We start from the raw sequence: 16,350 nt of genomic DNA on the forward strand, positions 1-16,350 counted from the left end.
AGAGATGCGAGGCAAACAAACGATGGCGGTAAAAGTTAGTTTGTGCATGATCGTAAAAAATGAAGGTCAAATCCTGAGGCGATGCCTAAATAGTGTATCTGGTCTTGTCCATGAGATCATTATCGTGGATACTGGGTCTACTGACTCTACGTGTGAAATCGCTCGCCAGTATGGTGCTATCATTCATCATTTCCTTTGGAACGATAATTTCAGTGATGCCCGGAACGCCTCCTTGGCTCTCGCTCAAGGGGACTGGATTTTATTTTTAGACGCTGATGAAGAGATATCTCCCGAAAGCCGGGAGATTTTAAGCCGCCTCGTTGAAAATGAGACGGTTGAAGGTTATTTTGTCAAAATCATGAATCACCTTGGAAAAGAGGGTTGGATCGAAACGGTTCCCGATCTTGTTTTTCGGCTCTTTCGTAATAAAAAAGAGTATCGCTTCCGTGGTGCGATTCACGAACAAATCGCCGACGTTATTTTAGAGAAAAATCCCCAAGCCCGTTATCAGGTTGCTGAGGGTCTTATCCTTATCCATCACGGTTATTTAGACGAAGTAATCAGGGAGAAAGATAAGAAGTTGAGAAACCTGACCTTGATTGAAAAGGAACTAGCTCAAAATCCTACCAACCGATTACTACAATACCATTATGGAGTGGAGCTATTTCGGGCCGAACGATATGCAGAAGCAGCCGCCGTTCTCATCAAGTCTGCGAATGACCTTGATCCGAACACAATCTACCTCCCCAAGCTCTTACGCTATATTGTGATGGCTCAACACTCTTCCGGTCAGCTCCAGGAGGCCCTCCATTCTGCCACACTCGGACTCAAGTTCTTCCCCAATTATGCAGATTTATATTATTATACAGGTCTTATCCTGCTAGACCTTAAACACTATTCTCAAGCACGAAATGCCTTTCTCCAAGCCTTATCTATGCCCGAACAACCTCCTCAATACGCGTCCTTTGCCGGAATTAGGGGATTTCGGTCCTATTACTATCTTGCTCAAATCTCGGAATCTTTTATGGATGAGGAAGAAGCACTCAAGTACTATCTCTATAGCCTTCGCGACAACCCCAACTTTACCCACGCCCTAGAAAGTCTGGTTGGCATTCTCAAACCAACCAAAGAACCTGAATATACGATGGAATGCCTAGAAAAGGTCTGTGATTTCTGCACACCTGCAGCTAATCGACTGATGGGGGACATTTATTTTCGTCACGGAGCCTACGGTCTAGCCTTAAAGTATTTGGACCAAGCTGAGGACGGGTTCCCCGTTTCAGCCGATATCAAATTGAGAAAAGCGATCTGTCTCATTCAGGAACGGCGATTCTTTGAAGCATTAAGGCTCCTTGAAGATTTCCCCCCGGAAAGTCCTGAATACCCGATTGCTACGGTCAATAGGCTATTCTACTTCTGGATTCAGGACAAATCCCAAAAAGTCCGAACCCTCTGGAACGAACTTCATGCCTTTGGATTAGCCCAAGATACGGAAAACGTTATTTCCTTATTTCTAGCCTATTCAGGAAAAAACGCTGCTTCTCCTCAAATAATTTTGGGTCCGGAAGGGATGTTACTTTTACTGGATATTGTCCAACGTTTGATCGCAATGCGAGAATTTAATCGGGCAATGTACTTCTTACATTCTCTGCACCCAAATTGCTTGATCGAGTATTACCTGAAAATTGCCCAACTATTTATAGCCTATAGCGAGGAAAGCAGAGCCATCCTCTTTTTACAAACCTTGATCAGAACAAATCCATCGGCTGAAGCGCATTTTCAGCTTGCCGAAATCTACTCCCAGCTAGGACAGCTTACTGAAGCAGAGAACCATTATAAACATGCCGTGGATATCGACCCAGAGACTCCTCGCTACTATATTCGTCTCATCAACCTCTATACTGCTTGGCGGCGAAACATCCTGAATGAAGCCTTAGCAAAATACCCGGAAAACTACGTTTTCAAGAAGTTATCGGAGGAGGTCTCGTCCAGCCATGAACGAGCGGATTAGCCTCACTATGATCGTAAGAAATGAATCCGTTTATTTAGCGGATTGCCTAGAAAGCGTTAAGAGTGAAGTCGATGAAATCGTTATCGTCGATACAGGGTCTACCGATGATACCATCAGCATTGCCCGGCGTTATACTCCCAATGTCTACTCCTTTCCTTGGAACAACGATTTTAGCGCCGCCCGAAACTTTGCCATAGAGCATGCTTCAGGGGATTGGATCTTAGCTCTGGATGCCGATGAAGAAATCCAGTTTCAAGGTCCGAAGAGCCTTCATGCCCTGCTAGACAGGGAAAAAGACAAAGAAGCTTTTTTGCTCCCTCTTCTTAATCCCGTCTCAGATTCAACCGGCGAATATAATACATTTTATGTTCTCCGGTTGTTCCGAAACAATGGGGGCTATCAGTATGTCGGTATGATTCATGAACAGGTCTCCCTTCCAGACCAACAAAAAGTCGGCCTTGCCAAGGGCCCTATCCTAAAGCATAAATCGTTGCCCCTCAAGATACGGCATCAAAAGAGAATCCGTAACCTTAACCTGCTGAAAAAAGCTTCTCAAGAAGACCCTCATAACCCCTTTTTACATTATTACCTGGGGGTCGAGTGGCTCATGCTTGGTAAACCGGCTTATGCACTCCCGTTCTTGCAAAAAGCCTACTTCAGCCTATCCGACGAAAACTTACTTTTTCGAGCACCTGCTCTAAAGTACCTTATCTTATCCTTCAGAGCGTTGGGCCGTCTCGATGAAGCCCTCTCCCTTTGTCTTGAAGCAAGCCTTGACTACCCATCCTTTACAGACATCTTTTATCTAGGGGGCCTTCTCTTCGAGGAAAAGGAAGAATACCCTATTGCCCTAAAGTGGCTTGACCATGCCATTACTTGCGGTAATCCCCCAGCTTTGTTCAACCATCTGACCGGTTCAGAAAGTTTCCTAGCTTACTATCACTTGGGTTTTTGCTACGAACAGATCGGAAAAATTCCAGAAGCCAGAGAGGCCTATGAAACAGCTCTTAAGCTCAACCCCAGCTATCCTTACCCTCTTTACTCCCTCTTTTTAATCCTGCTTCGTGAAAAAGGCTCCTCTCTTAGTTATCAGCACCTTGAGGATAGCGGATTTCTTAATGACCCCCTTCTTTGCCTCACGTCTGCGGATTTGTTTTTCCTTGTCGAAAATGTGGAACAAGCCTATCTCTGTCTGGAAAAACGTAAAAACCTTTTTCTAAAGGATGAACGGTTCCCTTTTTACTACAGCAAATATTGCATCTATTCCGGCAGAGTACACGAAGGATTTAACCGCTTGCACCAAATGACTGTGGATCACTCTTTTTACAAAGACGGTCAAAAACTTTCGATAGTGGCGCTAATTCTGCTCGGTGATTTTCAAAGCGCTCGATCCTTAGCGATCTCGTTCTGGAAACATCCCTCAACCCGGTGTGAGGCGCATATTTTTCTGTATATTCTTCGATTTATGCAAAATAACAAACTTCCCACACCTTCGCTTAAAGTACAAGAAACAGATATTCTCAACCCTACTCTTGAACTGTTGGCTGACTGTAAGCGTTATCGCTCTCATGAGAGCTATCATAATCCCCTCGTTGCCACTTACAGCCTGGGCCTCGAATCCCTAATTAAATTCACCGAAAAGGGTTTCCATCAACTTATCGATGACTACGACCAACGATTACTGGACCTTAAAAATCTCCTTGTCGCTAAGTTTGGAAATTGTGGGATAAGTAAATGAAAACTCAAAAGACCGTAAGCTTATGTATGATCGTCCAAGATGAAGAAGACTGTCTTCTGTCAGTACTCCAAAGCGTCCAAGGTTTAACGGATGAACTAATCATTGTTGACACGGGAAGTACGGATAGAACTCCCCAATTGGCTCTCGCCGCGGGGGCAAAACTATTTCACGCCACTTGGACGAATGACTTCTCTGTCGCCAGAAACTTCGCCCTCCAACAAGCCACGTCGGATTGGATCTTAGTCCTAGATGCAGACGAAGTTCTTGAATCGATCGACCCCGAGACCTTCTCCGCACTCTTAACCAATGATCAGATTGAAGGATATTTTCTTCAGATCAGAAATATCCTTGATTCAAGTCAAATTGAATCAAGCGATCAGGTTGTGCGATTATTTCGAAATAAACCAATTTATCGATTTGAGGGAGCCATTCATGAACAAGTAACCCCTTCGATTCTTAGAACCAATAACGGCAACGGGTTAGCCTCAGCACCTCTCACGATTCATCACTTTGGTTACCTCAAAGATCGCCTGCAAACAAAAGAGAAATTTACTCGAAATAGCGAGATCATCAAGAAGGAACTCCAGCAGAATCCGAACAATCCCTTCCTCCTCTACTGCCTTGGGCTGGAGTATTATCAACAAGATTCAATCTCTAAGGGACTGAATCAGCTTTCCAAGGCCTTAGTGCACATGTCGGGTCACGAGGGGTATTTTGAAGATGTTCTCCTCAATATGGCACTTGGCTATCTACGTCTTGAAGAAATCACTCCATTAAGTGACTTTCTAAGTAAAGCCTTAAGAATGTACCCCGATCACGCGGATTTCCTTTTTCTCCGAGGTACCGCTAACTTCCGGCAAGGGAACTACCCCCAAGCAACAGAGGATTTAGAACAATCTCTAAGTATCGGAACCATTAAGCTTGCAACCTCTTACCAAGTGAGTTGTCTCTTAGGGGATGTCCATCACTCTTCTGGGAATTTACAACAGGCGTACGAGGCTTATATTTGTGCTCTCGAATCGTCCCCTACCTCCTCTTATCCTTGGCAACAATTACTCAGCCTGATTCAGAAAGGCTACCCGATCGATGATCTGCTCGATTACCTCTGGAAGTATTCTAGGCAGGTAACAGGTTGCCCTAACCTTGCTGCGAACCAACTTTCAAGCCCCGAATCCAGTCAAGCTCTGCTTTATGAATACGCTCATAAGTTAGTGACGCTCGCACTTAAAGAAATACATTTTTGTAGTGTGATCATCGAAGAAAACGACATGGGGTCCACTTATTTTAATCTAAAAAATCAAGTTGAGAGTACTATACAAGATGCCCTTCTCATCTTCTGTCACATTTTCATGGATTCTAAGGTAACTATCGGGTTCCAAGGAAAGGAGCATATAGAATGAACCATCGTGTTCTCCTAGCCAGCCCCGTTAAACAACAGGAACGCATCCTCTTTGAATTTTTGGAGTCACTCCTGCATTTAGAGACCAGTCAAGTAACGCTTGATTTTATTTTGATGGATGACCATAATGACCATACTCTGCTCAGCCACTTTGCCCTCCAACGACCGAATGTCCGGATTTTACCGGGTGATACGAAGGAAGATTATCTCCGTGATGAGTCAACCCACTATTGGCGGGAGGATTTAATCTGGAAAGTGGCTCGCTATAAGGATTATTTTATTAAAATTGCCCTTGAGGAAGGATACGATTACCTTTTTCTCGTCGACTCTGATCTCTACCTAAATCCTAAAACCTTAACCCATCTGCTTTCTCTGAAAAAGGACATTGTCTCAGAAGTCTTTTGGACACGGTGGAAACCTGAGCTCATTCCCCTTCCCCAAGTATGGATGGAAGATCAATATTCTCTGTACAAATCGAGAAGAGGGGAGCCGCTCAGTGACAAGGAAATCAGCCAAAAAAATCTGGAATTTCTTCAGATGCTCTCCCGTCCAGGCACTTATAAAGTCGGAGGGTTAGGAGCTTGTACCCTTATTAGTCGTCGGGCCCTGGAACGAGGAGTCTCTTTCCAAGAAATCTATAACTTAGGGCTCACCGGCGAAGATCGCCACTTCTGTATTCGAGCTGCAGCCTTAGGACTTGAACTATATGCTGATACACATTACCCTCCTTTTCACATCTACCGAGAGTCCGAACTTGATAAATTAACGGACTATAAAAAAGGCCTGACTTACACCAAGACTTCAGACGCTGGCAAAACTCAAGTTCATGATAACTTATGCGCTCTTCAGACTGTAATCCCAGGGAAAATCACACTGGCAATGTTAGTTCGCAATGAATCCGGTCGCCATCTAAAAAGGGTCTTAAAACAGACCACGGAGTACATTGACCATGCTATTATCTTAGACGATGCCAGTGAAGACAATTCAGTCGAGCTATGCCAAGAGATCTTGCAGGGAATTCCCTTGACCCTTCTTTCAAACAAAGAACCCCTGTTCCATAACGAAATCCTCCTTCGGCGACAACTCTGGGAAATGGCCGTAAGGACCAATCCAGAATGGATTATCATCTTGGACGCGGATGAACTATTCGAAGAGGATGCTCCAAAACAACTGCGAGAGTTATTATCCCACTCTACTAAGGTCGATTACCTGAGCTTTCGTCTTTTTGACTTGTGGACGGAAACCCAATACCGGGACGATCCACTTTGGCAAGCCCACAGATGGTATCGACCCTTTATCGTACGCAATATTCCCAACTTCCAGGCCCAATGGCAAGAAACCCCCCAACATTGTGGAAGGTTTCCTAAAAATATTATAAATTTGCGCGGAGGCACTAGCCCTCTGCGAATCAAACATCTTGGCTGGGTCAGACCTCAAGACCGCTTAGCGAAATATTACCGTTATCAAACACTCGATCCCAACGGTACTTACGGTAATTTGGAACAATATCGCTCGATCTTGGATCCCAGCCCTAATCTTATCGTATGGGAAAAATGATTTAAAATCCCCCCAATATTTCGTAACCTTTTGTAGCACTGTTATACTCTATATATCAGAATACACCTCTGGTTCCCATCGTTATAAGCTTCTTATTTTTAAGGAGAAATTTCGAATGAACAAAACTAAAATCTTCGAATGGCTTGGTATTCGTCCCACTCACCTACATTAAACTTTTCTTGTTCTTACTAAAACTATGGAAAAAATCATGAGCAAAGTTTGACCCTTTTCCGATCACAAGCCCTGTGATCCCAATACCTATCATCGGATTTATGATCTTAACATCTAATAGCTCCAATGCATTAATTCCACTCTGGAAAGCAAGGAGTAAACCACATGCTAAACTCAACACTTCTAAAGTAAGGGGCCTGAATTTATCTGGAAAAATTGGAATAGCATAAACAATGTCTTTGAAAATTTCAACGACTTTCTCTACCACAACGGCCAAGAAAACGACTAAAGCAATTCCGTCCAAAGCCACCTTCTCCTCTTAAATCTTGATTTTCGTTCGTTAGTCTATTATATTCGAGGATAACTTATCACGTTCGTTCGGATTTCCTTCACCCATTTTGTCCCCCGAGGGGAAATGGGTTTACTAACATCATATATAATTTTTTCTTATACTTGAGCCTGAAACCAAATCCTGAGAGGATTAGTGAATTCAGAACGGTGAATTAATCGTACATACCGCAGAAAACGATTCGGGGTAAAAACGGCAAGTGCCCCCGACAATATCTCGCATTCCAAATCATCCGCAGTCCAGATAACTCCATCTGGACTGATTTGTAGTTGCACAATTGCTCCCTTTGTTCCAGTATTATGGACTGCATAAGAATAAACGCTTAGCTCAGATACATCCTTTGGTATGGTCGAAACGAAAACGTTAGAGGCAGTTACCGTTTCTGCACTTTGAACATACCTTCTTCCGGACATCTTAATTTGAACTGAACCCTCCAGGGTTGACTCAATGGGATTTCCATTACTCGCGTAGATTTTGATGCCGTCACGAGACGGTGTCAAATCCCGCAAGTCTGTTTTAATAGGGGTTCTCACATCGACAGGTATGGGAATTGGGCTAATTAGTCTTACCGGGACAGGTGTTTGAATAACCCCGATGGAATCGATGTGACGGACATATAGTTGCCCTTTCTCATCAAGCCGTAATGCTCGCTTAGGATACAGCCTCCAGCCTTGAATCTCGTGAACTGTAACCATTCCCTCCCCGAGAATTCCAACCTCAACTCGTAGTCCAGTTACTCCTGTTGGTGTGGAAAAAACTCGGGAATATTCTTCCGGCTCGGAGCTAGGTCGCACAGAGAATAGTAATTGACTCACCGCACCGAGATATACTCGAATATAGCAAATAATCCCAGCTGGCTCAGTCTCTAGAACGACTTTTATTTCCCAGCGTTGGCCTTCGCCCGCAGATATCACAACATTATTTTCTAGCATAATGCCCGCTCTTGGCCCCGACGGATGAACAATCTTAATAGCCCTTGGACCATCTGGCAAGCCAGTCCACTCCCACTTTGTCGCCGAATCTCCGCCCGCTTGAACCCATCCGTCCGGGAAATCCGGATGATTTTCTTGCCATAACAGGAAATGACTATTATAGACTTGATTTGTTTCAGTCATTTCCGCCCCACCTTTAACGCTTTTAAATCAAAATAAATTTTAAATTTGTTTAATATTTTATGTATAAGAACTTAATTTTGAGCCTGAACCCAAATTCTTAATGTGGAAGCTTCCTGTGATTGAATGATACCTGCTCTGCTTGAAGTCGTATTGCTGATTTCTAAAAAGGTCTCCGTGGACTGGGGTCTAAAACTCCATCTCGTTTCATGATTTCCTCCAATTTGAAGCCACGCCTCAGGAAACTGAAGTTGTTCCTTACTAATTTTCTGAAAATCTCCGTTATAGACTGTATTAAACATCCCTTTCAAATTTCTTCTCATTTTAGCCCTCCACTATGGGACGATTCACAAAGCACTTTCAACTTATCCTATCGTTAAACCCAGGGAAATAGCACAATAAACTAAACCTAAAGTGCAAAAAACTAACTCATGCTCAATTCTCTAGTAAATGGGGAACTTCACAAACCTATTTTCGGATAGTACAGGATGTTAATTCGATTGCCTTCCCGGAAAAGGGTGCGGTTGGCCTCATCGAACTTATATCCAAGAAATGGGCATTGATTCCTCTCCTAATTCATGCTAAATTGAGGTTGTACCAATTATATAAAAAGAACCTAAAGACATTAGCGCAAAAACTTTAAACCTCCCGACGGGGAGGTTTTTTTCTTTGTCTTAGTTAAATATTATTAATAAACAAAACAGGAAGGGATTAGCCCCACTTGGCCAATCTCTTCCTATTAGAAACCAGTACCTTCAATTTATGATATCGTTACTTACCTTAAGCATTCATAGGGATTAACTTTACGCTTCCCCATACTGCTAGGCGATCGTCTTTAATAACTACTACACCCGTAACTCCTTTGATCTCTGCGGCAAATTCTAGGGCTCTTTCTAAATCGTCTGACGTTTTAATAAGATTCCCAGTAGCTGTTGCTACCGCATCTGCCAAGGGGACTGAAGGAGAGATCACGACAACGGCATCCGCTTTGCCAAAGCTCAAAGAATGCCCCACTTTACCCGATGATGTACAAATTCCTAGGGGGGTTTGTTCCGGTCGAATCTCAATCGCCACTCGATTCGACAACGGCGAATCCCCTGCAAATATCCCAACCTTGCGAATGCGACTCGTACGCAAGAAGATGTCGCCGCCATTTTCTACAATGACGTCCCGGGAACGCTTGGCAATCGATTTCCCCACTAACTCGGCCACGGCTCCGGCGACCGCCGCCATTGGCCCCACACCTGCAAGACGACCGACTTCCGCCATAGTCTGGACAATTAAGGGGGCATTTGGCAATATCGTATAAGGTGCTAAAGCCTCCACAAAGCCGGGGTCTCTCTGGATATAATCCTCAAGCGGTCTACGACAGGCCCGAATCGTCTCCTCTACCCATTCCAGCAAGTCTTTTGTAAGCCGTTCTTTCCGCACCCCAATATCTAGGTCTGTTTCCCCCACAGTCACTTGAAAATGGACCAGATCCTCCTGGCGATGACGCTGCCGATAACTGCGTTCTACGAAATCCAATTATAGACGGACCTCCATTGCCTTCATAGGGCAGACTTTTGTACATAGTTGACAAAAAACACATTGGTCCCCATCAAAGAAGACTTCCATAGAGGGACGCTCCATATATAAGGCACCGGTCGGGCAAATGCCAGTGCACACCCCGCACATCACACACTTTTCTTCATTTCGTACAATTTCTTGGTTAAGGTTCTGAACTGAAACTCCCAGATCTCGTAAATAGCTAAGTCCTTCTTCACTTTGGTCCCCGGTAACCTCTAGGATCATAGTTCCTTCTTTTTGCGGGTTGACGTCCGCTTTAACTATATTGACCACTAAGTCATAATCTTTAACCAGACGATAGACTATGGGCTTTACCGAAATGTCTGTTCCAAAACGTAAAACTATTCTCTTTGGCGACACTTTCATCAATCCTCCTTAATACTGTGAGCGATAAAGCCGTCAGCGGGTGAGGGAAGCGCTTTAACCGGTTCTGTCAGGAGAAATTCGCCTTTTTGAATCCACCCTTTTAAAGTTGAGGCGATTTCACGGGCCCGCGGCATACTTGACAATGGAGCAGTAGTGATCTCTTTGCCATTCACCTGGATCTTTCCACTCTTTAGGTCTGCATAACTAACATACCCCAGATTACCCGGTGTAAATGAGGGATATGCTTCCCCATAGTCCACAATTGGGGCAAACAGTTCTTCATCTTTCTTAGCAGCATACCGAGCGATATCTTCATTAAGAATCGGAATGGGAACCCCTATTCCAACACTGAGGGTTGCTCCATACCCAAGGTAACTGGTACCGACAAGCCATCTAGGGCTCATTTGTTTCAGATCCCCGGTGACGGCGAGTGTTCCCCCTGCACTACCTAGTTCCTGGTCTTCTACATTAATCATGGACGGGAAATGTTGTGTACCGTTCCAAGCGACATATCCAACTCCGCCGCCAAGAAATATTTTTGTACCTACCCCGATCGTCTTAAAATGAGGGTCCTTTAAGAGCGGGCTCAGTTGTCCTGAAGTTGAATAATTGGCGTTCCCCAAATGAGGTTTAATCATGCCCATATAGGTATAAATCGTCCGATCGGTCAGGTTTACCGCACAGTTGTAATTCTGATAGGCATTACGCGGATTAAAAAGGATCGCCTCATTTATCTCATCTAGCGTAATAGTGGTTTCAAGATTTTGGCGTGGATAACAGTCTGTGCCATAGGCTAACGCTTTCAATTTGACAGATTTGCGTGCCACTAAATCATGAATGACATGACCTCCGCCATACTTAAATTCACCCGGATAGTTGCTGTTTAATGGGTCATTATCCGGCATCTCCGTGGCGCCGATATAGGCGTCAACAGCCGCTACGCCAGTATACGCCGATACACCGTTCAGCCATACTTTCTGCATTTTCATGCGGGGTTTTGTATGTCCGAAACTCAAAAAGGCACCTGAAGAACACATGGGCGCAAAGGTACCTGTCGTTACCACATCGACTTCTTGGGCAGCTTGAGAGAGACCCTTTTCCTCTACCAGGGCTATAAGTTCTTCTGCAGTTACCACGACTGCTTTGCCAGTTTTAATCTTGGCATTAATCTCAGCATATGTCTTTTCAACACTCATGAACGTCCCCACCTCCAGATTTGTTACACTTAGGCGCTTCTTATTCCTCCAGAATTTTTTACTGTTTGATAGTGCTAAAAGACCTCTTCTGCAAACAGAAGAGGCCAATTTTTAAATTTCGACGCTCCTCTTATCTGTCAGAAGAATCTCCTGCAAGAATTAGCACCATGCTTTGTGCATGCCATGAAATCATAGCGTGTCAAGCTGGTTGCCGGGTTTCATCGGGCTAGTCCCTCCACCACTCCGGATAAGAGCATAGTTTATTCAATTCATTACGCTGAGTCTAACATTTGTCTTATGTCCTGTCAATATAATCTCTGAATATATAAACAGACAATCTCAAATTTTGGTCAAAAACATGCCGGAGATGTTAGGTTCATTTCCGTTTTTTTCATGTAGTTAGTCCTCTTATATGGATCTCCCAAGTTCTAAGGGGATCCCTTTTTTCGTCCTCAAAGACGCTTCAAATGTAACAGATATCAAAAATGATGATCCTATAGTTTAGTCTCTAGAAGGTGTCAAAGTACCCTGGGCTTACATAAAAGTAAACGGAATGTATCTTCAGGGGGAGGTTATAAAAATGATTATTCCAACCCAGCTTGCGCCGGATTTTGAAGCCGAGGCCTATGATGGTGGCAACAAAGTGACCATCCGTCTTAATGATTTCCAAAATCAATGGGTGCTCTTATTCTTCTATGCTGGTGATTTTACCTTTGTCTGACCGACTGAATTGGCAGCCGTGGCTGCCCGGCAGGAGACATTCAGGAATCTTGGTGTTCAAGTTTTAGCGATTAGCACCGACAGCGTCTATTCTCATAAAATCTTCGCAGAAATATCTCCCTCCGCACGTACCATACAATATCCGTTATTATCCGACCGTTCCCATTTCATAACGCATCAATATGGAGTACTTAGAGCAGAATTGGGAATTGCCTTCCGAGCAACTTTTATCATTGCTCCAGATCGAAAGGTTAAGTATGTCAGCCTCTATCCACCTGAAGTTGGTCGTAACATCGCTGAGATTATTCGAGTAATTCAGGGTCTGATCTATGAAGAAGCGACTGGTCTAGGGGTGCCCGCTTACTGGCAACCTGGAATGACTGGCATCCTAAGGGATTTTAAATTCGTTGGGAAAATCTAATGCAATCTCAACATAATTATCCATTCCTAGGGTATCCTAAATGTATTCCAACTTTAAGGAGAAATACTATGGATCAGCCCAAACCAAGTAAAAAACCATTTCCTAAACGCGAAGAGCTACCTAATAGCAGCCACCAAGCCGATCAGGACGGACGTACAGATTATGGCCGGGATGGACAAACAACTTATAATCCAAGCTAATCACAAAGGAGGCATCTTGATGTCAAATAAAGCGACCGACAAAGCGCAAACAGGTAAACCAGACCGAGGGAAAAATTCCCCTTTCAAGAAAAAGACTCCTCAAAGCCGGGCTTAAGCCCGGCTTTTCATTTTAAGGCATATTATCCAAAGAAAACTTCTGATATACTGTATGGGATTGTAGCTTATTTAGGATTAAATTTTAAGATTAAAGGGTGACATTATGAAAAAGATCGAAGCGATTATTAGACCTGAGAAATTAAATGACGTTAAAATTGCGTTATCGAACATCAATGTGCAAGGGATGACCGTCTCTAATGTTATGGGATTCGGAAAACAAAAAGGGTACACTCAAATTTACCGTGGTCAAGAAATCGAAACTAGGCTTTTGCCGAAGATAAAACTTGAAGTGGTCGTTCCCACGGAAAAAGCAGAGAAAGTTATCGCCGCCATTGCGGAGGCATCAAAAACTGGAGAATTTGGAGACGGCAAAATTTTTGTCTATGACATCTTAGAGGCGATCCGTATCCGAACGGGCGAACACGGTGAAAATGCTCTTTAAATAAATACATTCTCACTAAGTTCGAAATCGGGATAGGCCTTTTCCCTATGCTGAGTTAAATCTAAACCGTTCGCTTGTTCGTCATCCGTAGCCTTAAGCGGGGTGAATATAGCTATTCCCTTTAAGATGAGAAACGTCATGATACCAGTAAATAAATAGGTTACCGCCACTGCAATTAATTGAATAAAGACCGGTTCCATTCCTCCGCCATTAATTAACCCGTTTTTCCCTTGTGGATTAAGACTTAGATCTGCAAAAATCCCGGTAGCAATAGTACCCCAAGTCCCTCCGATTCCATGTATTCCGAAGACATCTAAGGCATCATCATAGCCCAGTTTGGCCTTAAGTATACTTACTCCTAAATAACACACTCCTCCAGCAATAAAGCCAATCAGGAGTGAACTACCGGTTGAGACATATCCTGCTGCAGGTGTGATTGCCACAAGTGCCGAAATGATGCCGCTCACAGCACCGAAAGCTGTGATCTGGCGACGATGGAGCCATTCAATTAGTGCCCACCCTATCATTCCGGCAGCTCCGGCTATTTGGGTTGTTGCAAGCGCTAGAATTGCCACGCCATTTGCCCCCATTGCCCCCCCTGCGTTAAATCCGAACCAACCAAACCATAACAATCCGCCGCCAAAAAGGACGTTGGGCATATGATGGGGAATGTTCCATTCATAACCCACTGTGATTCGCTTGCCTACGACAAAGGCTGCCACCAATCCCGACACTCCTGAAGCCATTTCTACGACTGTGCCACCGGCGAAATCCAAGACACCGAGATTGCGCATCCAGCCACCCACTCCCCAGACCCAATGGGCCAGTGGGATATAAACAAAGATACTCCAAAAAAGTATAAATAATATAAAGGCAGTAAAACGTAGTCTTTCAGCAGTTGCTCCGCTGATTAGCGCTGGTGTAATGATCGCGAACATCAGTTGGAACAAGAAGAACAACAAATGGGGGATTGTAGGAGCATAATCAGGGTTAGGCGAAAGCCCAACACCTTTTAGACCTACCCAATCTAGATTTCCTATTAAATGACCCTGATCTGGTCCGAAGGCTAAAGAGTATCCAAATAAGACCCAAATAACTGTGACCAATCCTATGGCGGCGTAGCTTTGCATCATGATAGAAAGCACATTACGTTTTCTGACCATACCTCCGTAGAATAATGCCAATCCAGGGGTCATCAGAAAGACTAGTATAGTACAGATAACTACGAAAGACACATCTCCAGTATTTATTGGCATCAAACTTACCTCCTCGTATAAAGAAATTTGTCCGGACATACATGCCTTAGGCCTTAGCTTCGGCGGTCTTTTCTCACCATCTTGGATGACCAGCGGAAGCACAGTTGCCCTGAATACTAACCTAAACTATATACCAACTAAATTACATAAAAAAGAAGCTCTAAAAAGCGTTCTAAAACGCCCCTTAGAGCTTCTTTGCTCTCTCAGTCTTGCAAGTATGCTTTTATTATAGTAGCCCTAACGAAATGTGTCTAGGACTTTTTGGCGAAATACATTATACAAGAGATGTAGTCCCGTAAGAACCAGCTTGCTAGGCTATGGGCAAAATGAGTACTTTTCTTTTCTTCTTTGGGCGATTAGGGGGTTGCCTGTTTATCTTTTACAGGAATAAAAGCGAAACTCCTACAAGAGTTATAAAGGCTCCGAAAATTTCCTTTGGAAATACCTTTTCTTTAAGAATAAAAATCGATACTGGAATTATTAGAATCGGAGTAATGGACATGATCGTAGAGACAATCCCCGTCGGGGCATACTGAACCGCTACCAATGAAAGCGAAACTCCTATGAATGGCCCAAAAAGGGATCCTATTGAGATATTTTTCATCGCCTTTGAATCTCTTAATGCATTATAGACGTTTTCCCAGTTCTTCGAAACTGTAATGACGAGAGTGAAGCCGATAATCCCCGCAATTATCCTTATTTGAGTGGCAGCAACGGGGTTATATGATCCCATACCAAATTTACTAAGAACTAGTCCGAAGGCTTGCCCTAGTGCACCAATGAAAGCATAGACTAATCCCTTGATTGGATGAGAAAACTTTACTTTTTTGTCCGTTGAACTTTTGGTGAGAATCACGAGGGAAATTCCTGCAATAGTAATCAGCATACCGGTTAGACCTAATAACGAGATTCTTTCCCCCATTATCAAGAAACCGGCTATAGTAGTAATTGGTGGTACTGAAGCCATAATCAACATTGATATCCGGGAACCCACTTGCACAAACGCTTGAAATAAAAATAAGTCTCCGATCACAAAGCCTATTAGTCCAGAAAAAGTTAACCAGATCCAAGTAGAAGCTGAAGCATCGAAAGGTAGAATCATCCCCCGAGTAAACAAATTGAACCCTGAGATCAAGAATAAGGCTATGACAAGCCTAATGAGATTAACGGAAAGTGAACCAACTTTTTTCCCTGCGGACTCAAAAGCAACTGCAGTAATAGTCCAACAGACTGCCGTAGCTAGGGCAGCTATTTCTCCAATATGTGATTGAAACATGCTCTTCTTCCTCTATTCTATGTCTAAACATTTCTCTTGAGTAAACACAGGCGTTACCGCCCATGCTCCTCGACGGAACCGTACGTGCGTAGAGTAGGCACCCAACGAGTTGCTATCCTAAAATAGTACTTTTCCAGATGCCCCTCTCAGAACGGAGCGTGCAAGTTTCCTGTGCACTCCGCTCGCCAGTGATTAACTGTCAGCCGACATTAGCGTTTATAAATCTCTTACCGTCATATTTACCTGAGTGGATTTTGGTGTGGCATTCGAGACAGACTGCGAGTGTTTTTCTTCTCATAGCCATCATTCGTTTCATCCATTCCGGTTTTTCTTTCCTACCGTTTTTCTCTAGGTCTTTTAGCTTCTTGACGTGGTGCATTTCAATATTTCCACTTGATCCACATAATTCACATGTATCCTTCATCAGACGGTCAATAAGTTGGCTCTTAA

At 43.7% G+C, this 16,350-nt stretch carries 15 protein-coding genes, 1 pseudogene and 1 riboswitch; of the genes and pseudogenes, 7 read left to right on the forward strand and 9 right to left on the reverse strand.

Annotated elements, in window-relative coordinates; translation table 11 throughout:
* Positions 1–22 precede the first annotated feature (22 nt).
* From JL57_RS02495 to JL57_RS02510, 4 genes are read left to right on the forward strand one after another with little or no spacing between them, the layout of a single operon-like run.
* On the forward strand, positions 23–2,011 hold the full coding sequence (locus tag JL57_RS02495; RefSeq protein WP_034140481.1) for a TPR domain-containing glycosyltransferase: 1,989 nt from the start codon (positions 23–25) through the stop codon (positions 2,009–2,011).
* On the forward strand, positions 1,995–3,749 hold the full coding sequence (locus JL57_RS02500; protein ID WP_034140482.1) for a glycosyltransferase family 2 protein: 1,755 nt from the start codon (positions 1,995–1,997) through the stop codon (positions 3,747–3,749). Before JL57_RS02495 ends, JL57_RS02500 begins: the two co-directional genes overlap by 17 nt.
* Positions 3,746–5,149 (forward strand): glycosyltransferase, encoded by a 1,404-nt coding sequence (locus JL57_RS02505; RefSeq protein WP_034140483.1) that lies wholly within the window; start codon positions 3,746–3,748, stop codon positions 5,147–5,149. Before JL57_RS02500 ends, JL57_RS02505 begins: the two co-directional genes overlap by 4 nt.
* Positions 5,146–6,705 carry a glycosyltransferase gene (locus JL57_RS02510; protein WP_034140484.1) on the forward strand — a complete coding sequence of 520 codons (1,560 nt, stop codon included), beginning with the start codon at positions 5,146–5,148 and terminating at the stop codon, positions 6,703–6,705. The genes JL57_RS02505 and JL57_RS02510 overlap by 4 nt, the downstream gene beginning before the upstream one ends.
* A 163-nt stretch (positions 6,706–6,868) precedes the next feature.
* On the opposite strand, the gene JL57_RS02515 is transcribed toward JL57_RS02510, so the two are convergent.
* From JL57_RS02515 to JL57_RS02540, 6 genes are all read right to left on the reverse strand, one after another.
* Complete coding sequence (locus JL57_RS02515; protein ID WP_034140485.1) at positions 6,869–7,180, reverse strand: hypothetical protein; 312 nt, start codon at positions 7,178–7,180, stop codon at positions 6,869–6,871.
* Positions 7,181–7,323: 143 nt separating this feature from the next.
* A complete protein-coding gene (locus tag JL57_RS02520) occupies positions 7,324–8,340 on the reverse strand; it encodes a DUF6385 domain-containing protein (protein ID WP_034140486.1) in 1,017 nt (338 codons plus the stop codon).
* A gap of 71 nt (positions 8,341–8,411) precedes the next feature.
* Positions 8,412–8,660, reverse strand: a complete 249-nt coding sequence (locus JL57_RS02525; RefSeq protein ID WP_034140487.1) for a hypothetical protein — start codon at positions 8,658–8,660, stop codon at positions 8,412–8,414.
* 457 nt (positions 8,661–9,117) lie between these two features.
* On the reverse strand, positions 9,118–9,864 hold the full coding sequence (locus JL57_RS02530) for a UPF0280 family protein (RefSeq protein WP_034140488.1): 747 nt from the start codon (positions 9,862–9,864) through the stop codon (positions 9,118–9,120).
* Complete coding sequence (locus JL57_RS02535) at positions 9,865–10,266, reverse strand: NIL domain-containing protein (protein ID WP_034140499.1); 402 nt, start codon at positions 10,264–10,266, stop codon at positions 9,865–9,867.
* A 5-nt stretch (positions 10,267–10,271) separates the two neighbouring features.
* Positions 10,272–11,468 (reverse strand): homocysteine biosynthesis protein, encoded by a 1,197-nt coding sequence (locus JL57_RS02540; RefSeq protein WP_034140489.1) that lies wholly within the window; start codon positions 11,466–11,468, stop codon positions 10,272–10,274.
* A gap of 127 nt (positions 11,469–11,595) precedes the next feature.
* Positions 11,596–11,722: riboswitch (SAM riboswitch) on the reverse strand.
* A 326-nt stretch (positions 11,723–12,048) separates the two neighbouring features.
* Between JL57_RS02540 and JL57_RS02550 the strand changes: the two genes are divergently transcribed.
* From JL57_RS02550 to JL57_RS02555, 3 genes are all read left to right on the forward strand, one after another.
* Positions 12,049–12,609, forward strand: a complete 561-nt coding sequence (locus JL57_RS02550) for a peroxiredoxin (RefSeq protein WP_291299610.1) — start codon at positions 12,049–12,051, stop codon at positions 12,607–12,609.
* A gap of 68 nt (positions 12,610–12,677) precedes the next feature.
* The gene (locus tag JL57_RS33320) at positions 12,678–12,809 is read left to right on the forward strand and encodes a hypothetical protein (protein WP_291299611.1); all 132 of its coding nucleotides are present in this window, start codon (positions 12,678–12,680) and stop codon (positions 12,807–12,809) included.
* Between the two features lie 220 nt (positions 12,810–13,029).
* Entirely contained in the window at positions 13,030–13,368 is a 339-nt protein-coding gene (locus tag JL57_RS02555) for a P-II family nitrogen regulator (protein WP_034140492.1), read from the forward strand.
* Here JL57_RS02555 and JL57_RS02560 read toward each other — a convergent pair.
* The 3 genes and pseudogenes from JL57_RS02560 to JL57_RS02570 form a co-directional block, all read right to left on the reverse strand.
* A complete protein-coding gene (locus JL57_RS02560; RefSeq protein WP_034140493.1) occupies positions 13,365–14,624 on the reverse strand; it encodes an ammonium transporter in 1,260 nt (419 codons plus the stop codon). The two genes, JL57_RS02555 and JL57_RS02560, sit on opposite strands and share 4 nt — an antisense overlap.
* Before the next feature lie 379 nt (positions 14,625–15,003).
* The gene (locus JL57_RS02565) at positions 15,004–15,900 is read right to left on the reverse strand and encodes a DMT family transporter (protein ID WP_034140494.1); all 897 of its coding nucleotides are present in this window, start codon (positions 15,898–15,900) and stop codon (positions 15,004–15,006) included.
* 199 nt (positions 15,901–16,099) lie between these two features.
* Positions 16,100–16,350: pseudogene (locus JL57_RS02570) on the reverse strand (hypothetical protein); the annotation flags it as partial.

Source organism: Desulfosporosinus sp. BICA1-9 (assembly GCF_000802135.1).